The organism is Dolichospermum sp. FACHB-1250 (assembly GCF_014696335.1).
In the GTDB taxonomy this organism is placed as follows: Bacteria; Cyanobacteriota; Cyanobacteriia; order Cyanobacteriales; family Nostocaceae; genus Dolichospermum; species Dolichospermum planctonicum.
Genome location: NZ_JACJPZ010000027.1, coordinates 1 through 22,055, shown reverse-complemented (window position 1 = coordinate 22,055; position 22,055 = coordinate 1). Strand labels below are relative to the sequence as shown.

At 38.3% G+C, this 22,055-nt stretch carries 19 protein-coding genes and 1 pseudogene; 11 read left to right on the top strand and 9 right to left on the bottom strand.

The window, feature by feature from the left end:
* Positions 1-75: 75 nt before the first annotated feature.
* The 8 genes from trpS (at position 76) to H6F39_RS11385 (ending at position 7,514) form a co-directional block, all read left to right on the top strand.
* Positions 76-1,083, top strand: coding sequence for a tryptophan--tRNA ligase (gene trpS, locus H6F39_RS11420; protein WP_190371698.1), 1,008 nt, complete (start codon positions 76-78; stop codon positions 1,081-1,083).
* Positions 1,084-1,210: 127 nt separating this feature from the next.
* Positions 1,211-2,125, top strand: coding sequence for a methylenetetrahydrofolate reductase (locus tag H6F39_RS11415; protein ID WP_190396738.1), 915 nt, complete (start codon positions 1,211-1,213; stop codon positions 2,123-2,125).
* A gap of 91 nt (positions 2,126-2,216) precedes the next feature.
* On the top strand, positions 2,217-2,960 hold the full coding sequence (locus H6F39_RS11410) for a Uma2 family endonuclease (RefSeq protein ID WP_137906607.1): 744 nt from the start codon (positions 2,217-2,219) through the stop codon (positions 2,958-2,960).
* A gap of 436 nt (positions 2,961-3,396) precedes the next feature.
* Positions 3,397-3,651 carry a DUF6737 family protein gene (locus H6F39_RS11405; protein WP_137906606.1) on the top strand — a complete coding sequence of 85 codons (255 nt, stop codon included), beginning with the start codon at positions 3,397-3,399 and terminating at the stop codon, positions 3,649-3,651.
* Positions 3,635-4,348: a TIGR04283 family arsenosugar biosynthesis glycosyltransferase gene (locus H6F39_RS11400; protein WP_190371700.1), complete on the top strand. Its 714-nt coding sequence runs from the start codon at positions 3,635-3,637 to the stop codon at positions 4,346-4,348. The genes H6F39_RS11405 and H6F39_RS11400 overlap by 17 nt, the downstream gene beginning before the upstream one ends.
* A gap of 27 nt (positions 4,349-4,375) precedes the next feature.
* A complete protein-coding gene (locus tag H6F39_RS11395; protein WP_190396737.1) occupies positions 4,376-5,062 on the top strand; it encodes a TVP38/TMEM64 family protein in 687 nt (228 codons plus the stop codon).
* A gap of 225 nt (positions 5,063-5,287) precedes the next feature.
* Positions 5,288-6,835: a mercuric reductase gene (locus H6F39_RS11390; protein WP_190396736.1), complete on the top strand. Its 1,548-nt coding sequence runs from the start codon at positions 5,288-5,290 to the stop codon at positions 6,833-6,835.
* A gap of 79 nt (positions 6,836-6,914) precedes the next feature.
* The gene (locus H6F39_RS11385) at positions 6,915-7,514 is read left to right on the top strand and encodes a tRNA isopentenyl-2-thiomethyl-A-37 hydroxylase MiaE (RefSeq protein ID WP_190396735.1); all 600 of its coding nucleotides are present in this window, start codon (positions 6,915-6,917) and stop codon (positions 7,512-7,514) included.
* On the opposite strand, the pseudogene H6F39_RS11380 reads toward H6F39_RS11385, so the two are convergent.
* Positions 7,511-7,843, bottom strand: a pseudogene (locus H6F39_RS11380) (DUF4351 domain-containing protein); the annotation flags it as partial. The gene H6F39_RS11385 and the pseudogene H6F39_RS11380 overlap by 4 nt on opposite strands.
* 108 nt (positions 7,844-7,951) lie before the next feature.
* Here H6F39_RS11380 and recR point away from each other — a divergent pair.
* A complete protein-coding gene (gene recR, locus H6F39_RS11375; RefSeq protein WP_236097053.1) occupies positions 7,952-8,509 on the top strand; it encodes a recombination mediator RecR in 558 nt (185 codons plus the stop codon).
* A 276-nt stretch (positions 8,510-8,785) separates the two neighbouring features.
* On the opposite strand, the gene hisS is transcribed toward recR, so the two are convergent.
* Positions 8,786-10,180 carry a histidine--tRNA ligase gene (gene hisS, locus H6F39_RS11370; protein ID WP_137906603.1) on the bottom strand — a complete coding sequence of 465 codons (1,395 nt, stop codon included), beginning with the start codon at positions 10,178-10,180 and terminating at the stop codon, positions 8,786-8,788.
* Positions 10,181-10,424: 244 nt separating this feature from the next.
* Positions 10,425-11,846, bottom strand: a complete 1,422-nt coding sequence (locus tag H6F39_RS11365) for an aldehyde dehydrogenase family protein (RefSeq protein WP_190396734.1) — start codon at positions 11,844-11,846, stop codon at positions 10,425-10,427.
* Positions 11,847-12,012: 166 nt separating this feature from the next.
* Between H6F39_RS11365 and H6F39_RS11360 the strand changes: the two genes are divergently transcribed.
* Together H6F39_RS11360 and H6F39_RS11355 are read left to right on the top strand one after the other, a co-directional pair.
* A complete protein-coding gene (locus H6F39_RS11360) occupies positions 12,013-12,876 on the top strand; it encodes an oxaloacetate decarboxylase (RefSeq protein WP_137906645.1) in 864 nt (287 codons plus the stop codon).
* Positions 12,877-13,008: 132 nt separating this feature from the next.
* On the top strand, positions 13,009-14,370 hold the full coding sequence (locus H6F39_RS11355; protein ID WP_190371704.1) for an NAD(P)/FAD-dependent oxidoreductase: 1,362 nt from the start codon (positions 13,009-13,011) through the stop codon (positions 14,368-14,370).
* A 246-nt stretch (positions 14,371-14,616) separates the two neighbouring features.
* Here the strand turns inward: H6F39_RS11355 and H6F39_RS11350 are convergent, their stop codons facing one another.
* From H6F39_RS11350 to H6F39_RS11325, 6 genes are all read right to left on the bottom strand, one after another.
* Positions 14,617-14,808 (bottom strand): hypothetical protein, encoded by a 192-nt coding sequence (locus H6F39_RS11350; protein ID WP_190371705.1) that lies wholly within the window; start codon positions 14,806-14,808, stop codon positions 14,617-14,619.
* A 2-nt stretch (positions 14,809-14,810) separates the two neighbouring features.
* On the bottom strand, positions 14,811-14,996 hold the full coding sequence (locus H6F39_RS21155; protein WP_370539382.1) for a DnaJ domain-containing protein: 186 nt from the start codon (positions 14,994-14,996) through the stop codon (positions 14,811-14,813).
* A 36-nt stretch (positions 14,997-15,032) separates the two neighbouring features.
* Positions 15,033-15,179 carry a hypothetical protein gene (locus H6F39_RS11340; RefSeq protein ID WP_190396733.1) on the bottom strand — a complete coding sequence of 49 codons (147 nt, stop codon included), beginning with the start codon at positions 15,177-15,179 and terminating at the stop codon, positions 15,033-15,035.
* Positions 15,166-15,468, bottom strand: coding sequence for a hypothetical protein (locus tag H6F39_RS11335; protein ID WP_190396732.1), 303 nt, complete (start codon positions 15,466-15,468; stop codon positions 15,166-15,168). The genes H6F39_RS11340 and H6F39_RS11335 overlap by 14 nt, the downstream gene beginning before the upstream one ends.
* Positions 15,469-15,632: 164 nt before the next feature.
* Positions 15,633-19,298 (bottom strand): Calx-beta domain-containing protein, encoded by a 3,666-nt coding sequence (locus H6F39_RS11330; RefSeq protein ID WP_190396731.1) that lies wholly within the window; start codon positions 19,296-19,298, stop codon positions 15,633-15,635.
* 758 nt (positions 19,299-20,056) lie between these two features.
* Complete coding sequence (locus tag H6F39_RS11325) at positions 20,057-21,346, bottom strand: Glu/Leu/Phe/Val dehydrogenase (protein ID WP_190396730.1); 1,290 nt, start codon at positions 21,344-21,346, stop codon at positions 20,057-20,059.
* Between the last annotated feature and the right edge of the window lie 709 nt (positions 21,347-22,055).

Here is a 22,055-nt window from a genome sequence, read left to right as displayed (position 1 = left end):
CCAATGACGGCTAAAATGAGTCTTGTAACCGCCCCATTGACAAAGCGGGGAAGAGGAGATAAATAACGGATAATTATGGGTAAGCAGCGCGTTCTGTCGGGAGTTCAACCAACTGGTAATTTACACTTAGGTAACTATTTAGGTGCGATTCGTAACTGGGTAGAAATTCAAGACCAGTATGAAAATTTCTTTTGTGTGGTAGATTTACACGCCATCACTGTACCACATAATCCCGCCACTTTAGCGGCTGATACCTACACCATTGCGGCTTTATATCTAGCCTGTGGTATTGATTTACAATATTCTCATATCTTTGTTCAGTCCCACGTTTCCGCACACAGTGAACTTTGTTGGTTACTCAACTGCATTACTCCCTTAAATTGGCTACAGGACATGATTCAATTTAAGGAAAAGGCACTTAAACAAGGTGAAAATGTCAGTGCTGGTTTATTGACATATCCAGTATTAATGGCTGCGGATATTTTGCTTTATCAAGCGGATAAAGTTCCTGTCGGTGAAGATCAAAAGCAACATTTAGAACTAGCGCGGGATATTGTTAACAGGTTTAATCATCAATTTGCTAAAAATAAACCTGTATTCAAGTTACCAGATCCTTTGATTAGAAAGGAAGGTGCAAGGGTAATGAGTTTGACAGATGGAACACGGAAAATGTCAAAATCAGATCCCTCGGAATTAAGCCGGATTAATGTTTTAGATTCACCTGAGCAAATTGTCAATAAAATTAAACGCTGTAAAACCGATCCAGTTCGCGGTTTAACCTTTGATGATGTAGAACGTCCCGAATGTCATAATTTATTAACCCTGTATACCCTATTAGCGGGAAAAACGAAGGAAACCGTAGCGGCCGAATGTGCAGATATGGGTTGGGGACAATTCAAACCTTTGTTAACAGAAACAGCGATTAATGCTTTAAAACCAATTCAGGATAAATATAAGGAGGTAATGGCAGATAAAGGCTATTTAGAGTCAGTTTTAAAAGATGGTAAAGAAAAAGCCGAGGCTATAGCTAATCAAACCTTAGCAGATGTAAAAGCAGCACTAGGTTATACAGTGCCATTATAAGTAGAATTGTATAGATGTTAGATTCCCTACCTCTTTGACCAGTCAGGGATCTGACTCATACTAAGGTTTAAACTAGAAAGTGTAATTCAGTTTACCTTTAAGAAAACCTTAAAATTAAATTTGCATCATGCAGAATAGCTATAGCACCAGTACATTAAACAACTTCCGCACCGCCGTAGCAGCAGGAGATTTTCTCATTACCGCTGAAGTTGCACCTCCGAAAGGGGGAGATATCACCCATACCATAGAAATGGCGGCGACTCTTAAGGGGAGAGTTCATGCTGTCAATATTACTGACGGTAGCCGCGCTGTGATGCGGATGTCTTCCTTGGTAGCTTCGGCAATTTTACTGCAAAATGGGATTGAGCCGATTTGTCAATTTGCTTGCCGCGATCGCAATAGAATTGGATTACAAGCTGATTTAATGGGCGCTCATGCTTTGGGTATCCACAACATTTTAGCTTTAACTGGCGACCCAGTAAAAGCAGGTGATCATCCTCAAGCCAAAGCTGTTTTTGATTTAGAAGCTGTGCGATTATTGCAGTTAATTAAAAACATGAATCTGGGAGTTGATTTTAATGAAAAACCTTTAACTGATGGTAAATTAGACTTATTTGCAGGGGCGGCGGTAGATCCTCAATCTCCCAGTTGGTCTGGTTTACAAAGTCGGTTTGAAAAGAAAATAGCAGCCGGAGCGCAATTTTTTCAAAGTCAATTAATTACTGATTTTGAAATATTAGAGAAGTTCATGGATAAAATTGCCTGTGGTTATAATAAACCAATTTTGGCAGGAATTTTTCTCTTGAAATCGGCCAAAAATGCCCAATTTATTAACAAATCTGTTCCCGGTGTGAATATTCCTGAACACATTATTGAGAGATTAGCTAAAGCAAAACATCCCCTGGAAGCAGGAATGAAAATTGCCGCAGAACAAGTCCAAATTGCTAGAGAATTGTGTCAAGGAGTGCATATTATGGCGGTCAAGCGGGAAGATTTGATCGCGCCAATTTTGGATTTAGCGGGGGTAGAGAAGGTTAGTTAGGAGGAAAAAGCGATCGTATTTAGTTAGGTGCGATCGCTTTCCCCCCCAATTTTGCTAAACTAGAATAAACCTCACACTATTAGGAGGATATATGACTTTTACAACTGATGTTCAGGAAGATCCAGACTTACGCCCTTATCCAGAAACCTCGCTTCCAGATCATACCCAATTACCAGACTCTAACGGTACATTCGTGAAAAATTGGCAAGAACATCCCCAAAGTATTCTACTAACTGATTCTATCAAACCAGTATTACAAAAACTTTATTCTGATGGTCAATATTTTATTGGTCAGGATTTAGGTATTTATTGGCGTATTACTGAACCACCAGAAATTGGTGCAGCAGCGCCAGACTGGTTTTATGTTCCCAATGTCCCACCTTCTTTAGATGGTAAAAGCCGACGTTCCTATGTTCTTTGGCAAGAATATATTTCACCATTAATTGTGTTAGAATTTGTTTCTGGGAATGGTGCAGAAGAGCGAGATAAAACGCCTTGGAAAGGTAAATTCTGGATTTATGAACAGGTGATTAAACCCGCCTTTTATGGCATTTATGAAGTGAATAAAGCCAGTATAGAAGTTTATGAATTAATTGGTGGACAATATCAGTTATTACCAGCAAATGAACGAGGACATTATCCAATTACACATACAGGTGTGGAGTTAGGTTTATGGACGGGTGAATATCAAAATATGGAGTTACCCTGGTTGCGGTGGTGGGATTTGCAAGGTAATTTATTATTAACTGGTGAAGAAAGAGCCGAACAGGAAACACAAAGAGCAAATCGCTTGGCTGCACAATTACGGGCTTTGGGAATTGAACCGGAAGCGTAATATTAAATTACAGCAAATTGTCATCAAACCCGGAACAAGAACCCCACCCCCAAACCCCACCCCGCAAGGGATCAGAAGGCTAAGATGTACCTTATATGATTGGAAATCGCTGTAAATGTAATGGTGACGATTTTGGATTTAACGGGAGTAGAGACAGATGATCAATAACCTTTTCACCACCAAACAAACTATCAGACTAATAAACTTCATCATGATTACCAATATCAAGTAAAAGAATCACTTCTTCTGTATTATTTTCATCAATTTCTAAAGTAAACAAAATTCGACAGTCGTAACCACAAGAACAAGCTTTTAATCCTCATAATTTTCCCTGTAATGAATGAGTGCTTAATTGACTTGACCAACAACCTCCTAGCCTAAAATAGACATTTCCTGCTAAACTAAAAAACAAATCCATAAATTTCTTCATAGAAAAATGTCTCAACAACAAACAATTAACCCCTGGAAATATAAACCTTGGTGGTGTCAACCTTGGTCAATTGTCCTGACTGCTATCACATTAATTAGTGGTAGTTGGTTAGTATTTAAAATTATGTGGTTAACAATTTTAGTGGCTATTCCACTATTAATTTGGATGGGATTTTTTCTATTAATTTGGCCGCAGATGATGGTTGAAAGTGGGCTTTTGAATAATATAGATAACAATGATCATCATGAAAGAAATGATTAGTCAAAATACTCACCAAAAGCAAATTTCTATTATTATTCCCACTCTCAATGAAGCGGATAATATTCAATCTGCAATTAATAGCACAAAATCCAGCACAAATATAGAAATAATAGTTGTTGACGGTGGTTCAAAAGATGAAACATTATTGATAGCTAAATCCTTGGGTGCTAAGATAATTGTCTCTCCCCCTGGACGCGCTAATCAAATGAATGTGGGTGCTATGGCTGCTAGTGGGGAAATTCTCCTGTTTCTCCATGCTGATACCCGTTTACCAACTAATTTTGAGCAAATGATTCGGAAAACATTAGCAAAACCAGGAATTGTGGCTGGTGCATTTGCTTTACAAATAAATTCACCTCATTGGGGGTTGCGTTTTGTCGAATTTGGGGTAAAATGGAGATGCAATCTTTTACAAATGCCCTATGGTGATCAGGCTATTTTTTTGACTAAGGATGTATTTCAAAAAGTTGGTAATTTCCCCCAAATACCGATTATGGAAGATTTTGAAATGGTCAGGAAATTAAAACATATCGGCAAAATTTATCTATTATCCACACCTGTAATTACTTCACCGCGTCGGTGGTTAAAAAAAGGAATTTTGCCAACTACTCTTCTGAATCAAATTATTATCATTGCTTATTTATTGGGTATTTCCCCCAATCAAATTCGTAATTGGTACTCTTCTTCAAAATTGTAAAAATTGTAAAAATTGTAAAAAATTTTCATGGTTATGACATTTTTATCAGAAATAGATTTGGCTTTAGCACAGGAATCTATTAAAGCATCTTCTCCCAGTTTTCTCTCATTTTTACAAAATACTTTACAATGGATTAATGGCCTTGGTGCTTTGGGAGGAATAGTATTTATTGCTATCTACATTCTTGCTACTTTGGCTTTTTTACCAGCCGCAATTCTCACTTTAGGTGCTGGAGTAATTTTTGGTGTAATTTGGGGTTCTTTATATGTGTTTATCGGTGCTACCTTGGGTGCTGTAGCTGCATTTTTGGTAGGACGTTATGTAGCTAGAGGTTGGGTAAAAGAAAAAATCTCTAGTTATAAAAAATTTGCCAATATTGATCAAGCAGTTAGCAAAGAAGGATTAAAAATTGTCTTTTTAATTCGACTCTCTCCTTTATTTCCTTTCAATTTATTAAACTACGCTTTGGGAGTTACTAGTGTTTCTTTAAAAGACTATTTTTTGGCTTCATTCGGGATGATTCCGGGGACAATTATGTATGTTTATCTGGGACATTTAGTAGGAGATTTAGCGTTAATTGGTAATAAGAGCCAACCTGATAATATGATTCTCCATTGGGTAATTCAAATTATTGGTTTAATAGCCACAATTGCGGTTACGGTTTATGTCACTAAGATAGCTAAAAAGGCTTTAAAAGAGGAAATATTAGAATGATTTTCCTAAGCATTTAGTAAACTTAAATATTAGTGTTATTACTAGGAAAGTATGATTATATATCAGTGCTTCACTGCTAATGATTAATCTCCCCAACTCTGAAATATTCTAGATTTGTTAAATATAAAACTGACAAATTTTTGATGATGATCTATTTATTAAATAAAGATTAGATAATCAAAAAATACTTTATCCTTTATCCTTGATAATTTAGAGGTAAAATAAATGTCAATTCCCGAATCTCCAAGAGTAACAATTCGTCCCATGGATGAGTATAATCAAAAACTACTCAAAAATGTTCACCCCGATAATTGGGTTAATCCCCAAGCAGCTGATTTGTATGATTTGGTAGTAATTGGTGGGGGAACTGCGGGTTTAGTTGTGGCTGCGGGTGCTGCGGGTTTAGATATAGGTCTAAAAGTCGCATTAATTGAAAAAAATCTTATGGGAGGAGATTGTTTAAATTTTGGTTGTATACCTTCTAAATGTTTAATTCGTTCTTCCCGTGTAGTTGGAGAAATGCAGAAAGCTAAGGATTTAGGTGTTAATATTTCCCAACAATTTGATATTGATTTTTCCACAGTTATGGAAAGAATGCGACGCATTCGGGCTAGTATTAGTCATCATGATTCCGTGGAAAGATTTAAAGGTTTAGGAATTGATGTTTTTTTAGGTGATGGTAAATTTACAAATAATAATACTATAGAAGTTGCCCAGAAAACATTAAAATTTAAAAAAGCTGTAATTGCTACGGGTGCTAGGGCTATTAAACCGAAAATTCGCGGAATTGAAGCAGCGGGTTATTTAACTAATGAAACTGTTTTTTCTCTAACTCAAAAACCAGAAAAATTAGCAATAATTGGTGGTGGTCCTATTGGTTGTGAATTAGCCCAAACATTTCGCAGGTTGGGTTGTGAGGTAATATTATTTGATCGTGGTTCACAGATTTTAAACAAGGAAGATAGGGAAGCAGCAGAAATTTTACAAAAAGTTTTAATTGATGAAGGTATTCGTTTAGTATTAAATTGTCAATTAGAAGAAGTGGTGACAGTAACCGAGGGAAAACGACTCTATTTTTCTGTGAATAGTGAACGAGACTCGGTGACAGTTGATGAAATATTAGTTGGTGCGGGACGGTGTCCCAATGTAGAGAATTTGAATTTGGTAGCAGTAGGTGTAGAATATGATCAGAATTTGGGTGTCAAAGTGAATGATTATTTGCAAACTACAAATCCCAAAATCTACGCCGCTGGTGATGTCTGCATGAATTGGAAATTTACTCACGCAGCTGATGCGGCGGCGCGAATTGTGATTAAAAATACTCTATTTTCCCCCTTTGGTTGGGGACGATCTAAACTCAGTAGTTTAATCATGCCCTGGGTGACATATACTAGCCCAGAAATTGCTCATGTGGGAATGTATGAAAATGACGCTCAAAAATTGGGGATAGAAATAGAAACTATCAAGATTCCCTTTAGAAGTATAGATCGAGCGATCGCAGATCAGGAAGAATCTGGTTTTTTAAAGATTCATCACCAGAAAGGATCAGATCAAATTCTCGGTGCAACCATTGTTGCTAATCATGCTGGGGAGATGATTTCGGAAATTACCACAGCTATTGTCAATAAAATTGGTTTAAGTAAACTTAGTAGTGTAATTCATCCTTACCCAACCCAAGCAGAAGCAATTAAAAAAGCCGCAGACGCTTATCGTCGCAGCTTACTAACACCAAAAACCAAGCAGTTATTGAGATTCTTAACAAAGTTTTCTTAATTATCAAAAAAATCAGCAATTACAGAAAATCACTGTAAAATTAATTAGCTAAATTGTTCAACTCGGAGTTATTTTTGCTGTGCTGAGTTCACCTTTACCCACTATTAATGCTCTCAAACAACCTACTAATGATGCTTGGGTAGAGCAAGCGATCGCTAATCTTGATATTATTTTATTAGATCACTCCCACTGTGAACGCAAAGCCGCCGGAGTAGCATTAAATATGATGTTTCGTTATCCTTCTCATCATAAAATGGTTAGGGAATTAACAGCGATCGCTTGTGAAGAATTAGAACACTTTGAACTAGTCAACCAATGGCTAGAACGCCGTCAGATCAAACTTACAGCCCTATCCGCACCCCCCTACGGTGCCGGCTTAAAATCCCAAGTTCGCGGCCAAGAACCCCATAGATTTTTAGATTCTTTACTCGTTACCGGTTTAATAGAAGCCCGCAGCCATGAACGTTTAGGACTTCTAGCTGCTAATTGTCCAGAACCAGAATTAGCTCAATTTTACCGCAGTTTAATGGCCTCAGAAGCCCGACATTTTGGCACATATTGGGTTTTAGCTGATACCTATTTTGAGCGAAAAATTGTCATGGATAGATTAGATCAATTAGCAGAGGTGGAAAGTCAATTATTATCAACTTTACACCCAGAACCGAGAATACATAGTTAGTCAATTTTTCCCGGACTATGTATTAATAACCAAGATTGCAAATCAGCTAAACTATTAAAATCTAAAAGTGCTTCGCTCAATTCTTCCAAAACAGATAATGGTAAACCAGAAATAGATTTTATCTTTCTTTGAGATATTTTACCAAACCGCTTTGTTAGTTGTCGAATCACCAAACCAATTGTCGCTTGTTGTATGCCTTGTTCTATTCCTTGTTCCAGACCTTGTTCTAGTCCTTCCTCCAGTCCTTCTTCTCTTCCCTCTTCCCTTCCTTCCTCTTTAATTTCTCGATAAACTCTAGTTTCTTTGAGCGTAATATCTAACATTGCATCTTTGCTCCTTTGTGCCTTGGTGCAAAACATATTTATTGTAAAATAGAGAAAAAGCCCGGAGGTAAAATTACGGTTTACGCACGTCCCTTAGCTCGATTAATTGAACAACTGCAACGGCTACCCGGAGTTGGTCCCAAAAGCGCCCAACGATTAGCCTTGCACATCTTAAAAAGACCAGAAGCAGAAGTAGAAGCTTTAGCTCAAGCACTTATTGACGCAAAAAAACAAGTGGGTTTGTGTCAAGTTTGTTTTCACCTGTCCGCGGACCCAGTATGTGAAATTTGTCGTCATCCTCAGCGAGATAATAGCACTATTTGTGTAGTTGCAGATTCTCGTGATCTGATTGCCTTAGAAAAAACCCGCGAATATAAAGGTAAATATCATGTTTTAGGTGGCGTAATTTCCCCCATGGATGGTATTGGTCCCGAACAGTTAACTATTCAAGCTTTAGTGAGACGGGTAAGCGGACAAAAACCCCAAGAGGTGATTTTAGCCATTAGTCCCAGTATCGAAGGGGAAACGACAACATTATACATAGCTCAACTACTCAAACCCTTTACTAAAGTAACTCGTATTGCCTTTGGTTTACCCGTAGGTGGTGATTTAGAATACGCTGATGAATTAACCCTGGCCAGAGCATTAGAAGGACGGAGAGAGTTAGATTAAAAGCTGCTATATTGCCTTTTTCTCTCTACAATTTAGAGAATGTAGAGACGTTTTCTATAACATCTCTACAAGGTTTGTGCATAAAGTATAGTTAAATTTGGTCGAGGTCTAATCTTTAATTACAGCAGTTCCCGATATTATGAAGTACAGATATTAATAATAAAACTCTTGTGGTGCGGGCATACTATGGCTAACGCCACGCTACGCGAACGACCAATCTCAGTACAAGTCTTGCCTGCACAAAGTGTACCTCACTCAAAGCTACTTGCTGTATGTTTAATGATTAGTAATTCTCCGTTTAATTTCCTCTACCAAATCTGCCAAATTTACTTCTATTTGTTCACCACTTTGTAGATCTTTTAACGACGATTTTTGCGCGGCTGCTTCCTCCCCACCAATAATTACACAAAACCTAATTCCTTGTTTATCTGCGGCTTGAAATTGTTTACCTAAAGGGCGTTTTTCAAAGTTAGTTACAACATTAATCCCCCCTTGACGTAATTGTTGTGATATTTGTAAATACATAGGCATTAAATCCTCTTGCATATTCACTACCACTACCTGAGTTGGTGTCGCAGATAAACTATTAAGAATACCCGCTTTTAACAAGCGACTAATTAACCGAGTTAAACCGATAGAAATACCCACACCAGGCATTTTTTCACCGATAAAAATTCCTACTAATTCTTCATATCTCCCACCAGAACAAATACTCCCCAAAGCCTCATGGCCTAATAGAGTAGTTTCATAAACCGTGCCAGTATAGTAATTTAAACCACGAGCAATAGATAAATCAATACAAAAACGTTTATCAGCAACTCCTAAATTTCTCACCCCATTAACCACAGTTGCTAATTCCGTTACCCCTAAATTAAATTCTGCTGCTTCGGGAATATTTTCGGCTAAATGTTTGAGTTTATCTAAAATATCATCAACACTACCATCAATTTTAATAAACTCAATAATTTTCTCCGTTTGTTCGCAAGAAATACCTTCTTTTTCTAACTCTTGTTTAACCTTAACCTCGCCAATTTTTTCCAAATTATCAATAATACTAATACAGGTTTTAATTTGCTGTTCTGCAATTCCTACAGACTGAAAAAAACCTGTGAGGATTTTGCGGTTATTCATGCGAATAACAAAATCACCAATATTAATTTTTTCAAAGATTTCCGTAATAATTGCCGGCATTTGGGCATCATAAAGTAAACTGAGTTGACCACGAGCAACCACATCAATATCACATTGTCGAAACTGCCGAAAACGTCCATCTTTTGCCCGTTCTCCCCGGAATACCATATCCATTTGATAACGAGCAAAGGGAAAAGTCAATTCATTCAAATGACGTGCAATATAAGCAGCAAAAGGAACAGTTTGATCAAATTTTAAAGCTCTAGCTTCTGAACCAGTTTCTCCCGATTTATCCTTTTCTGCTTGACGATTTGGTGGTAAAATTGGTTCGATACCATAAATAATATTATCACCTTGATTACCTTTAGCTTGCAACACTTCTAACCGTTCCACTGCTGGGGTTTCAATGGGTGTAAAACCATAACTTTCAAAAACCTTGCGAATAATATCTAGTAAATGTACTTCTAGTCGCTTTTCGCTAGGTAGAAATTCAGGAAAACCACTGGGAGTAGAAAAGTTGATTTTGTCATTTTTAGTCATGTTCTTACCTTACTAAATGGGAAATTAACTAAAGTATTAGTAAATATTAAGTAGTAAATATTAAGTAGGGTGTGTTACGGCTTGAGAATATTTGTTACCTTTAAAGATTAATGATTAGCCGTAACGCACCTTATATGTCCGTGGGTTATGCTGACGCTAACAAACCCTACTACTTACTACTATTTAAGTTTACTTTATCTTTGTTTTACTACATTTTTGCTAAACAGGCTCATATCCTATATGGTTAATTTCCATCATTAAACCACCAAGGATCTTTACTAGAGTTAGTTTTCATCAAAAATGCTTTTTTTCGTAAGAAGCGATTTAAACCCATTGTACCAATCCGTGAACCTCCCAAACCAGAAAATTTAAAAGCATTTCTGTCTCCTTCATTAATTAATGAACTTAAACCAGCATCATTAATACTAATAGTACCAGCTTCTATTTGATTGGCAACTTCTATTGCTAATTCGTCTGATTCTGCAAATACAGCAGCACTAAGTCCATAAATAGAATCATTGGCTAAATTTATCGCTTCTTCAAGATTAGCAAAAGACATCACAGGCATAATCGGTCCAAATGTTTCTTCAGTCATTATCTGCATGGAATGGTTAACTTGAGTGATAACTGTGGGACGACACCACCAACCTCCACCTAATTCTTCTACTTTACCACCACAGTGAATTACAGCCCCTTTTAACATAGCATCTTGTAAATGATCATTAATAATAGCTGCTTGTTTTTCAGAAATAATTGGACCAATTTCACCACTGTCAATAGTTGGGTAGGCTAGTTTTAATTGATGGGCTTTAGTCACTAATTGATGATAAAATTCTTCAAATATAGATTCAGCAACATAAATTCTTTCAATGGCTGAACATGACTGTCCTGTATTACTTACAGAAGCCCATAAAATTGCTGAAGTTGCTAAATCTAAATCCGCTGATTTTAAAACAATAGCCGGGTCTTTTCCTCCCAATTCTAAAAAAGCTGGAATAAAATTAATTGCCGCATTTTCAGCGACTAAACGCCCAGTTTCCACACTCCCTGTAAAACAAATTAAATCTACATCTTCAATTAAAGCTGCTCCTGTTTGTGCTCCTCCTTCCACAAAATTTAAAACCTCTCTTAATTGGGGTATATTGTTTACAGTAGTCATTAAAGGAGCGACAAAACGAGGAGTTATTTCACTGGGTTTAACTATCACAGCACAACCAGCTAATAAGGCAGGAATTGTATCAATGGTGGACAAAGATAGGGGAAAGTTCCAAGGACTAATTACGCCAACAAGAGGATAAGGAACAGCAGTTTGTTGTAAGGAAATAAAAGGAATAGATGTATTTTTTGCCGTGCTTTGTAGTAATTGCGGAGCTAAATTACACCATTTATCAATATTAGCAAGAAATGAATCTATTTCCATGATTGATGTTGATAATCTACCCGTATCACTAACTAAAGCTTCTGTTAATTGAGTCCGTTCTGATAATATAGCTTGTTTCCATTTTTTTAAGGCCGCAATTCTTTCCTCAACTGCTAATTTTTGCCAGATAATTTGTCCTCTCCGCAGCCTGTGACATTGCTGGGAAAGTAATTTTGGTGGTGGAGGAACAATGACATAATCAAATTTACCTGTGCGGGGGTTGCGAACTTCTATGGGTTTACTCATTTGTGATTAATTTAAATGTGAATTTAAAAATATTTAATTTGATTTCGCGTCAAGGAGCAAAGGAGCAAAGACGCAAAGGAAGAATTACAATCAATATTGTAGGTTTCTTAAAACGTTTTTACAGTATTTATTGTATTCTGAAAATAGTCCATTTATGGTTACTGGTATGTTGGCTGCTCAAAAACTGCGGGAATTACTCGCACTTCCTGAAATTATCGTTATTCCCGGTGTTTATGACTGTTTGAGTGCAAAATTGGTAGAAAAAGCGGGTTTTGATGTCGCTGCTACTAGCGGTTTCGGTATTGCTGCTTCTACCTTGGGTTTACCTGACTATGGTTTTCTCACGGCTACGGAAAATTTTTACAGTATCGGCCGGATAGCTAAGTCAATTAATATACCTTTAATCGCCGATTGTGATACGGGTTATGGTAACGCTTTAAATGTCATGCGAACCGTCCAAGATGCGGTTCAATTGGGTTTAGCGGGAATAATTTTAGAAGACCAAGAATGGCCGAAGAAATGCGGTCATTTTGCAGGTAAACGAGTGATTTCTATGACTGAACACGCGGGAAAAATCCGGGCTGCGGTAGAAGCGCGAGGTGATAGTAGTTTGGTGATTATAGCCCGAACTGATGCCCGCGGTCCTTTGGGTTTAGCAGAAGCTATTGACCGTGGTCAATTATATATTAATGCTGGTGCAGATGTGTTGTTTGTGGAAGCTCCCCAATCTGTGCTAGAGTTGCAAACTATAGCCGCTGCTTTTCCTCATGTACCATTAGTTGCAAATATTGTTGAAGGTGGTAAAACTCCGCCAATTTCTCCTCAAGAATTGCAAAATTTGGGGTTTAAAATTGTCTTTTTTCCTCTCACTGCACTCATGGCTGTCACTGAAGTCATGAATGTGTGTTTCCGTCATTTGAAGGCACAGGGAACTACTGATAATTTACCGGGTTTGATGAATTTCCAAGATTTTCAAGAACTCATGAATGTTCCTGAATATTTAGCTATAGAACAGTCATATCAACCATGATTTAATATTAGTAACCTTGACTACTTTTAGTATTTTTTTTAGTGTTCTCAATAAACGGCAAAACATATTATAATATTGTTACATATTTGTTAAGAAAGGTTACACGACTCTTAACAAAAGGAAATATTGTTTATGGTTGTTCCACGCGAGAATAATGCACCACATCAGGTTGTTATCATTGGTGGTGGGTTTGGTGGATTGTATGCGGCAAAGGCTTTGGCTAATACCAATGTAAATGTGACTCTGATTGATAAACGCAATTTTCACTTATTTCAGCCGCTTTTATATCAAGTTGCCACAGGTACATTATCACCTGCTGATATTTCAGCACCATTACGATCTGTATTCAGCAAAAGCAAGAATACAAAAGTGTTTTTGGGAGAAGTAACTGATATTGACCCCAAAAAACAACAAGTTATTTTAGGCGATGAAACCATACCTTATGATACATTAATTGTAGCCACAGGTGCTAACCATTCTTATTTTGGTAAAGATCACTGGAAAGAATTTGCTCCTGGTTTGAAAACTGTGGAAGATGCAATAGAAATGCGGCGGCGGATATTTTCAGCATTTGAAGCAGCAGAAAAAGAAACTGATGCCAAACAACGCCAGGCTTTCTTGACTTTTGTGATTGTGGGCGGAGGTCCAACCGGTGTAGAATTAGCCGGTGCGATCGCCGAATTGGCATACAAAACTCTTAAAGAAGATTTCCGCAACATTGACACATCAGAAACGAAAATTTTACTATTACAAGGGGGCGATCGCATTCTCCCACATATTGCCCCAGTATTATCCAAAGTAGCAGTAGAATCTTTACAAAAGTTGGGTGTGGTTATTCATACCCAAACCAGAGTTACGAATATTGAAAATGACATTGTTACCTTCAAGCAAAACGGTGAATTGACAGAAATTCCCTCAAAAACTATATTATGGGCAGCTGGTGTTCAAGGTTCGGCTCTGGGGAAAATCCTCGCAGAACGTACAGATGTAGAGTGCGATTTCTCTGCAAGAGTCATTGTAGAACCTGACTTAACCATCAAGGATCATAAGAATATCTTCGTCATTGGAGACTTAGCCAACTTCTCCCATCAAAATGGTAAACCCTTACCCGGTGTTGCACCCGTAGCCAAACAAGAAGGAGAGTATGTAGGTAAACTCATTCAACTCCGACTTCAAGGTCACACTTTACCACAATTTAATTACAACGACGTGGGTAGTTTGGCGATGATTGGGCAAAATTTAGCTGTTGTAGATTTAGGCTTCATTAAACTCACAGGTTTTATTGCTTGGGTATTTTGGTTAATAATTCACATCTACTTCTTAATCGAGTTTGACACTAAAATAGTAGTCATAATTCAATGGGCCTGGAATTATATTACTCGTAATCGTCGCTCTCGATTGATTACAGGGAAAGAAGCTTTTTTAACACCGCAAACTGTTAACAATAGTAGTCATTCTCCGACTACAGGAAAAAAGCAACCAGTCAATCTCTAAGATTTGTGGTTTTTAGTACCACCGCATTAACCTGGATTAAAAAACCCGCCATTCCTCTCAACACTGAATCCAATTAGGTGAGGTGGATGTTGGGTTTCCTTGCGTCAACCCAACCTACAGGGTAAAATCAAGATTATTATGATACTTTCATCAGATGAATCAACCAATTTTTCACATACAGCAGTTCCCAGTATTATCAAGTACAGATATTAATAATAAAACTCTTGTGGTGCGGGCATACTATGGCTAACGCCACGCTACGCGAACGACCAATCTCAGTACAAGTCTTGCCCGCACAAGGTGTACCTCACTCAAAGCTACTTGCTGTAAATTATCAAAATCAAGTTGAAAATCAAGTTGAAAATCAAGTTGCATGAGTTCAAAAGCCTCAGACAATTTTCCTTCTTCTATATAAAAAACTTCCCTATCAAATGACATATCTAAATTCCAGTAATAATACTTTTATACATAATTTCAACTCTCTCAAATATCCCTCTGTCACCAGTTTCTGGATTATCAGGATGATATATTTTAGAAAGTCTATAATAAGCAGATTTTATTTCTTCTTTTGTAGCTGTCTTTGGATCTAGTCCAAAAACCTGCCAAGGTTTGAAGTAGTTAAATATACAGCGTTTTCCGCTCTGATGAAGTACAAAGTTGAATCATGAAACTCTTGTGGTGCGGGCATCTTGCCCGCTAGATATGTACCTCATAACACCGGGAAGTGCTGTATTAATCCCATTAATACAGCCATATCCTTGTTGATTTTCTCCTCCTGATAAAATACCAACAAATTTACGATATAGCATTTCTCATGTTAATTTTAAAGCGAAAGTCAATCTTTTCCATCCCATCTGTTGCCATTATAAAAGCACCACAATTCTTTAATTCCTGCGTACTTTTCACATTAAATCTATAATATACAGCTTGCTTTAATTCCTCTATTTTAAGTGATACAACAGTTATTTTTGATTTTGGTTGAGAACTTTGGATAATAAAACAAGCAAATTGCTCCAAGATTTTAGTATCAACCCGACTCACCTTGGAAAGACGAATAATTTCATCATGTACTTGTTGGTTTAGAAGTAGTGGAGTCATTTCTTTTCGGCTACATCTTTTAACTCCGGGTTTCCATTCAATCAATGTCCCCAGTAGGGGCGAACGGCAGTTCGCCCGTACAAACACATCGTTTCCATTCAATTAATGTCCCCAGCGAGTAGGGACAAGCCCTGTAAGGGCTTTCCTGCCGTTCGCCCCTACCCCTATGGTATTACTATGAAGTCTGTCGTCGCTAAAGTTGTCGGTTGATTAAACAAATCTGCAAAAGCCCCACCAGTTCCTAAACCCGCTGCAGTCCCATTTTGATTGTAGAATAAGTAACCACTCCCACTACTATAAACAATAAACGCAGCTTGAGTATTAACTGAATCATCATCAGTAACCACCGCAAAATCACTACCTTGACTCAAACCATTACCTTGAACACTTTGAAGAGCATCAAAAGTAATTTTACTCAAGACAAACTTATCTCCCGTAGTAAAATCAGAAATCTGGTCTGAGCCAATATCGCTGGGATGATAAGCTCTACTACTACTATAAATAAAGTGGTCAGTCCCCAGACCACCAGTGAGAATATCATCACCCACACCTCCCGTTAAACTATCATTACCGCCATTACCTCGCAGATTATCATTCCCTAATCCTCCCACTAAGCTATTATCAAGGGGATTACCCGTTAACCTATCAGCACCATTACCACCAATAATATTTTCTATGTTGGCAGTAAGAGTTAAACGAAGATTAGTGGTAACAACCGTTTGAATAGTCGTTACTCCTAAATTCAGAGTAGCAGCCCCAGTTGTACCAGTTAAGTCAATAACATCAACTCCACCCGTTGAAGTTTCCTGAATGGTATCATTACCTAAGACTGTGGTAGCATTAAAACTATAGGTATCATTCCCATCACCACCTGCTAAAATGTTGTTAGCACTGTTCCCTGTGAGGACATTGTTACCTGTATTCCCAGTGCCATTAATAGCTGTAGTTCCAGTTAAAGTGAGGTTTTCTACACCAGCAGGTAATATAAAAGTTGTACTGCTTTCGATGGTATCTGTAATAGTGATCACAGGACTTGCATTAACAACCACAGCCCCAACAGGATTAGACAATGCTAAATTAAATGTTTCATTGGGTTCGTTAAAGTTGTCATTAACAATAGGAATAGAAAGAGTTGCCGTAGTTGCACCCGCAGGAATAGTTAAAGTCCCACTCACAGGAGTATAATCACTATTGGCTGTGGCTGTACCCGCAGTGGTACTGTAATTAACGCTAACCCCTTGATTTGAAGGGGTGCTAAGGGTGAAAGTCATAATTGCGTTGTTGTCAACCCCTTCCACAACAGTGAGATTATTCACAGTTAAAGTTGGAACATCATCATTGTTAATCGTACCGGTACCTACTCCAACTCCTATGGTGGCATTAACAGGGTTTGAAAGATTGACTTTAAAAGTTTCGTTGTCTTCTACCAACGTATCCCCATTAACAATAACAATCAGAGGTTGAATGGTTTCACCGGGGTTAAATGTAATTAGTCCGTTTTTAATAACATAATCAGTACCAGCAACAGTATCAACGTCACTCGTTTGATAATCAACGGTAATGGTTTGACTACTGGGGTTAGAAAGAGTCACCGCAAAGTTAAAGGTTGTTGTCCCACTATCACCTTCCATTAAAGTCACATCACTAATACTGATTTGCGGTTGGGGGTCATCATCAGTAATGGTAACTGTAGCAGATTGATCCGTGCCTAGACTATAACCTGTACCGGGGTTGAGGGTGAGAATAACATCTTCATTACCTTCAAATATGTTATCATCCGTTGGAGTTACATTGACAGTTGTGGTATTGCTATTTACCCCAAAAGTTGCTGTTGCGGGAGAAGTGTAGTCAGTGCCATTAATTCCCGTTCCTGTTAAACTAAAGTAGACGGTGAGGGGAATGTTAGTTACGCCTTGACGAGTTATGGTAAAGACTCCAAGGTCGGGAGTAGTACCAGGTGGGGTTTCTGCCGCGTCCGCATCAGTCGCAATGACGGTTATAGCAGTATCATCATTGTGAATTTTACCGTAACCTTCTCCATCTTTAATCAAGGCCCCAGCAGGATTTAAGAGGTTGACTTTAAAAAGTTCATCGTTTTCTGCTGACGTATCCCCATTGACGGTAATATCCACAGTCTTACGAACTTCACCGGGGTTAAATATAATTTGTCCGTTTTTAATAAGATAGTCAGCATCAGCAACAGTAGCATCAAGGTCACTCGTTTGATAATCAACAGTAATAGTTTGGCTACTGGGGTTGGTAAGTGTCACTTCAAAGGTCAAGGTTGTTGTCCCACTATCACCTTCTGTGACATTCGCATCATTAATACTGATTTCCGGTCGGGGGTCATTATCAACAATGGTAATAGTAGGACTATTACTCGTTCCCACTGTGTAACCAGTACCCGTTAACAGGTTGAAAATTACCGTTTCATTACCTTCAAATATCGTGTCTTCAGTAGGATTAACAAAAATAATGGCTGTACTACTCCCAGAGGCAAAGGCAGCAACACCGTTTAATGTACTGTAATCTGTACCATTGGTAGCTGTTCCTGATAAGCTGTAATTAACATTGAGAGATTTAGTTATGCTACCCGTGCGGTTGAGTTGGAAAATACCCGGAGCTCCTGACTCCGTAGCTTGAGTATAGATGGGAGTAACAGTCACACCAGGCGAGTCATCGTTTCTAATTATGCCGATACCTTCATTTTTTCCCAAAGTAGCATTAACAGCATTGGTCAACAGAACAGTAAAGGCTTCGTTAATTTCACCAACTGTATCACCATTAATGGTAATCGGTAGGGTTTTAGTTGTTTGTCCAGGAGTGAAAGTAATAGTTCCGGTTGTGGCTACATAATCATTATTAGCAGTTGTGGCATCATCATCAACGGTTTGGTAATTCACGCTGATAGTTTGACTGCTGGGGTTAGAAAGACTGACAGTAAAAGTAGCATTCCTTGTACCGCTATTGCCTTCAGTGATAGCGACATCATTAATAGAGACTTGGGGAATAGCGTCATTATCAGCTATAGTTACCGTGGCTGTTTGAGGAGTTCCCAGAGTATAACCAGTGCCAGTAGCCAGAGCCAGAGTTACAGTTTCGTTACCTTCAAAGATGAGGTCGTCCGTAGGTGTAACCGTAATGGTTGTAGTCGTACTTCCAGCGGGAAAAGTAGCAGTCCCCGTTAATCTCAGATAGTCTGTACCATTAGTAGCCGTACCGCCAATAGTATAATTAACCGTTAGAGAACCACTAAAATTAGAACGACGCAGAGTAAAACTCCCAGGTGTATTATTTTCGTTGGCGTTAATGGGTGTACTTACCACAGAAATTACGGGCAGATTTTGTTCTATTGCTACTGCTTGTCCAGCTAAAGTAACTACAGCCTGGTCATTCTCAGTTTGCAAACGAGCGATATCCCACGGACTCAAATCTTCTCCCATTACCACCGCAGCAAAATATTCACCTTCATCTCCGGCGGTGTCTTGGTAATTCAGGATACTATCAAGATAATGCCCGTATTCTTCCAGAAATACCGCCGTAATAGCGTTTAAATCAGCGGTTTTGATTAATTCCTCCGATAAATAGAGGGTATTGGTAGCCGCCGCAAAAGCACCTCTAGCGTTGTTTATTTGACTACTAGCAATAATTTCTAAATTAGGTAACGTGCCAAAATTCCCAGTTAACCAAGCCTGTTTTAGTAGTACAGTGTCTTCTCCTGTAACACCAAATATTTTTTGTAATGAAATATCAAAATCAGTGCGACCAGCAAACTTACGTAATTTAGTCAGAGCGGTTTTAAGGATAGATTGCCAATTATGATTAGTCATGACAGTATACACCTGATAAGTTGTTAATATTCTAAACTAGTAGTTAGTGATTTTTCCAGAAGCAGATCAACAATTTCCCGTATTAACGATTATCTATAGCTGCTTATTAGCATATAGAGTCATAAACAATAGTTGTAGGGTGTGTCAGATATCAACAAGAATACCCAAGGAATGGGAGAAGAAGGACAAAAATTAGGAATTAGCTATAACTTGCTTAATTGCTGCTCTTAAGAGATTGAGCCAATCAGGGATTTGTTTTAATTCAATTAAATCCGACATCTCAATTTTTATTTTTAGGTAGAAACTTTCTAAGAGCTTACTGTTTTTTTTGGTTGGTATAGCAACTATCAAGCTATAGAAGCCTAGAATTTTTTTTCTATTGTTAGAATACAGCAAACAGCATCATATTATGATGATGCTTATTATTATGGTGAATATAATTTTATTTGATATGCCAAAAAAAACCCGCGGGTGCAGCGCGGGAATTAAATTGTTTTTATTGATTAATAATAGTATAGCAAAAGTAGGTAAATTATGCAAGACAATTTCTAATAATTTTTTATTTTCCCATAAATCCATTATACACAATCCCGATAGAAGTTATCAAGATTCCAGACCTCATCTTTGGGCGTTTTGAGGGCGTTTCCATTCAATTAATATCCCCGACTTTGTAGGGGTGAACGGCCGTTCACCCCTACCATTTGCGTTTCCATTCAATTAATATCCCCAGCGAGTGGGGACTTTTGTTGAAACCATAACTAAGGATATAAACCCCTATCGGTTAAGGCTTGGGCGACCCTACCTACACCCAAAGTATAAGCAGCTAACCGCAAATTTACCCCCCTTACCTTTGACTCATGAATCACCTTACGGTAAGCCTGAACCATTAAATGTTCCATTTCTTTGTTAACTCGTTCTTCGTCCCAGAACAGGTAGGAAAGACCTTGTACCCATTCTAAATAACTCACTACCACACCCCCAGCATTGGCTAAAATATCTGGTAAAACGGTAACACCACGGGCTTCTAAAGCTCGGTTAGCCTCTAAAGTTACCGGACCATTAGCAGCTTCCGCAATAAATTGCGCTTTGATTTGATTAACATTCTCTTGAGTAATTTGGTTTTCTAATGCTGCGGGAATTAGTACATCACAAGATAAAGTTAGCAAATCTGCATTACTAATAGGTTTACCTTGGGGAAATCCCACTACACTGCGGCGGTTTTCAGCAGCGTAAGCCTTAACAACGGGAATATCAAGACCAGCTTCAGAAAATATACCTCCAGCACCACTGGAAACAGCGATAATTTTCGCCCCTGCTTTATGTAGCAATTCTGCCGCAGCCCCGCCCACATTACCGAAGCCTTGAATCGCTACCCGCGCTCCCGCCAAGGATTTACCATGATCTGCTAGGGATTCACGGATGACAATCATTACACCCCGTCCGGTAGCCATTTCTCGTCCTAATGAACCACCAATAGATAGAGGTTTGCCTGTAACTACTCCTGGAACAGAATGACCCACATTAACAGAGTAAGTATCCATCATCCACGCCATTTCCCGCGCTGATGTTCCCATGTCTGGAGCAGGTATATCTACCGATGGTCCAATGTCTTTAATTAATTCACTAATATAACGGCGGCTAATTCGTTCTAATTCCCCCACAGTGAACTTTTTGGGGTCTATGGGAATTCCCCCTTTCCCACCACCGTAGGGAATACCTAACAATGCACATTTCCAAGTCATGAGCATGGCCAGGGCGGAAACTTCCCGTAATGTCACCGCCTCATGGTAGCGAATACCACCTTTATATGGTCCTAAAATATCCGAATGTTGTACCCGGTGTCCTGTCAAAACCCGCACATCTCCATTATCCATTTTCACAGGTATGGAAACTGTGACAACTTTGCGGGGATAACTAAGTATTTCTACGATACTTGCATCTAATTTCAATTCTTTAGCAGCCCATTGTAAATAGCTACAAGCTTGATCATAGGGGCAAATATGCGCCGGAGAATCACTTTCCATAAGTGGGAGAGAGGTTGTTACCATAATATTTATTCCTGAGTATAGTATCTTGTCAACTGGATTCATAAGGTTAGCTTACCTTGTTTTTTGAGAAATATATAAATTTTGTAGTTTTTGTTACAATTATATTTTTTAATTATATTTTTATTTGTATGATCTTGTTGGGTTTCGTCAACCCAACCTAGGTTAAATGAATACAGCAGTTTCCGATATTATAATGATAAAACTCTTGTGGTGCGGGCATCTTGCCCGCACAAAGTGTACCTCATAAAAATGAAATCTGCTGTATGATCTTGTTGGGTTTCGTCAACCCAACCTAGGTTAAATGAATACAGCAGTTTTCGATATTATAATGATAAAACTCTTGTGGTGCGGGCATCTTGCCCGCACAAGGTGTACCTCATAAAAATGAAATCTGCTGTATGATCTTGTTGGGTTTCGTCAACCCAACCTAGGTTAAATGAATACAGCAGTTTTCGATATTATAATGATAAAACTCTTGTGGTGCGGGCATCTTGCCCGCACAAAGTGTACCTCATAAAAATGAAATCTGCTGTATGATCTTGTTGGGTTTCGTCAACCCAACCTAGGTTAAATGAATACAGCAGTTTTCGATATTATACAGCACTTCCCGGTGTTATGAGGTACAGTAACAACAATTAGTGAACCAATTTTTTAAATGTTGAGGATTCATCAAATCGAGAGCAACAGAAATAACTTTATCAACTATTTC

What these genes read in the sequence shown, in the direction of transcription:
- trpS (WP_190371698.1), top strand. Translation starts at nt 76, where the DNA reads ATGGGTAAGCAGCGCGTTCTGTCGGGAGTTCAACCAACTGGTAATTTA.
- H6F39_RS11415 (WP_190396738.1), top strand. Translation starts at nt 1,211, where the DNA reads ATGCAGAATAGCTATAGCACCAGTACATTAAACAACTTCCGCACCGCC.
- H6F39_RS11410 (WP_137906607.1), top strand. Translation starts at nt 2,217, where the DNA reads ATGACTTTTACAACTGATGTTCAGGAAGATCCAGACTTACGCCCTTAT.
- H6F39_RS11405 (WP_137906606.1), top strand. Translation starts at nt 3,397, where the DNA reads ATGTCTCAACAACAAACAATTAACCCCTGGAAATATAAACCTTGGTGG.
- H6F39_RS11400 (WP_190371700.1), top strand. Translation starts at nt 3,635, where the DNA reads ATGAAAGAAATGATTAGTCAAAATACTCACCAAAAGCAAATTTCTATT.
- H6F39_RS11395 (WP_190396737.1), top strand. Translation starts at nt 4,376, where the DNA reads ATGGTTATGACATTTTTATCAGAAATAGATTTGGCTTTAGCACAGGAA.
- H6F39_RS11390 (WP_190396736.1), top strand. Translation starts at nt 5,288, where the DNA reads ATGTCAATTCCCGAATCTCCAAGAGTAACAATTCGTCCCATGGATGAG.
- hisS (WP_137906603.1), bottom strand. Translation starts at nt 10,180, where the DNA reads ATGACTAAAAATGACAAAATCAACTTTTCTACTCCCAGTGGTTTTCCT.
- H6F39_RS11365 (WP_190396734.1), bottom strand. Translation starts at nt 11,846, where the DNA reads ATGAGTAAACCCATAGAAGTTCGCAACCCCCGCACAGGTAAATTTGAT.
- H6F39_RS11360 (WP_137906645.1), top strand. Translation starts at nt 12,013, where the DNA reads ATGTTGGCTGCTCAAAAACTGCGGGAATTACTCGCACTTCCTGAAATT.
- H6F39_RS11355 (WP_190371704.1), top strand. Translation starts at nt 13,009, where the DNA reads ATGGTTGTTCCACGCGAGAATAATGCACCACATCAGGTTGTTATCATT.
- H6F39_RS11350 (WP_190371705.1), bottom strand. Translation starts at nt 14,808, where the DNA reads ATGTCATTTGATAGGGAAGTTTTTTATATAGAAGAAGGAAAATTGTCT.
- H6F39_RS11340 (WP_190396733.1), bottom strand. Translation starts at nt 15,179, where the DNA reads ATGCTATATCGTAAATTTGTTGGTATTTTATCAGGAGGAGAAAATCAA.
- H6F39_RS11335 (WP_190396732.1), bottom strand. Translation starts at nt 15,468, where the DNA reads ATGACTCCACTACTTCTAAACCAACAAGTACATGATGAAATTATTCGT.
- H6F39_RS11330 (WP_190396731.1), bottom strand. Translation starts at nt 19,298, where the DNA reads ATGACTAATCATAATTGGCAATCTATCCTTAAAACCGCTCTGACTAAA.
- H6F39_RS11325 (WP_190396730.1), bottom strand. Translation starts at nt 21,346, where the DNA reads ATGGTAACAACCTCTCTCCCACTTATGGAAAGTGATTCTCCGGCGCAT.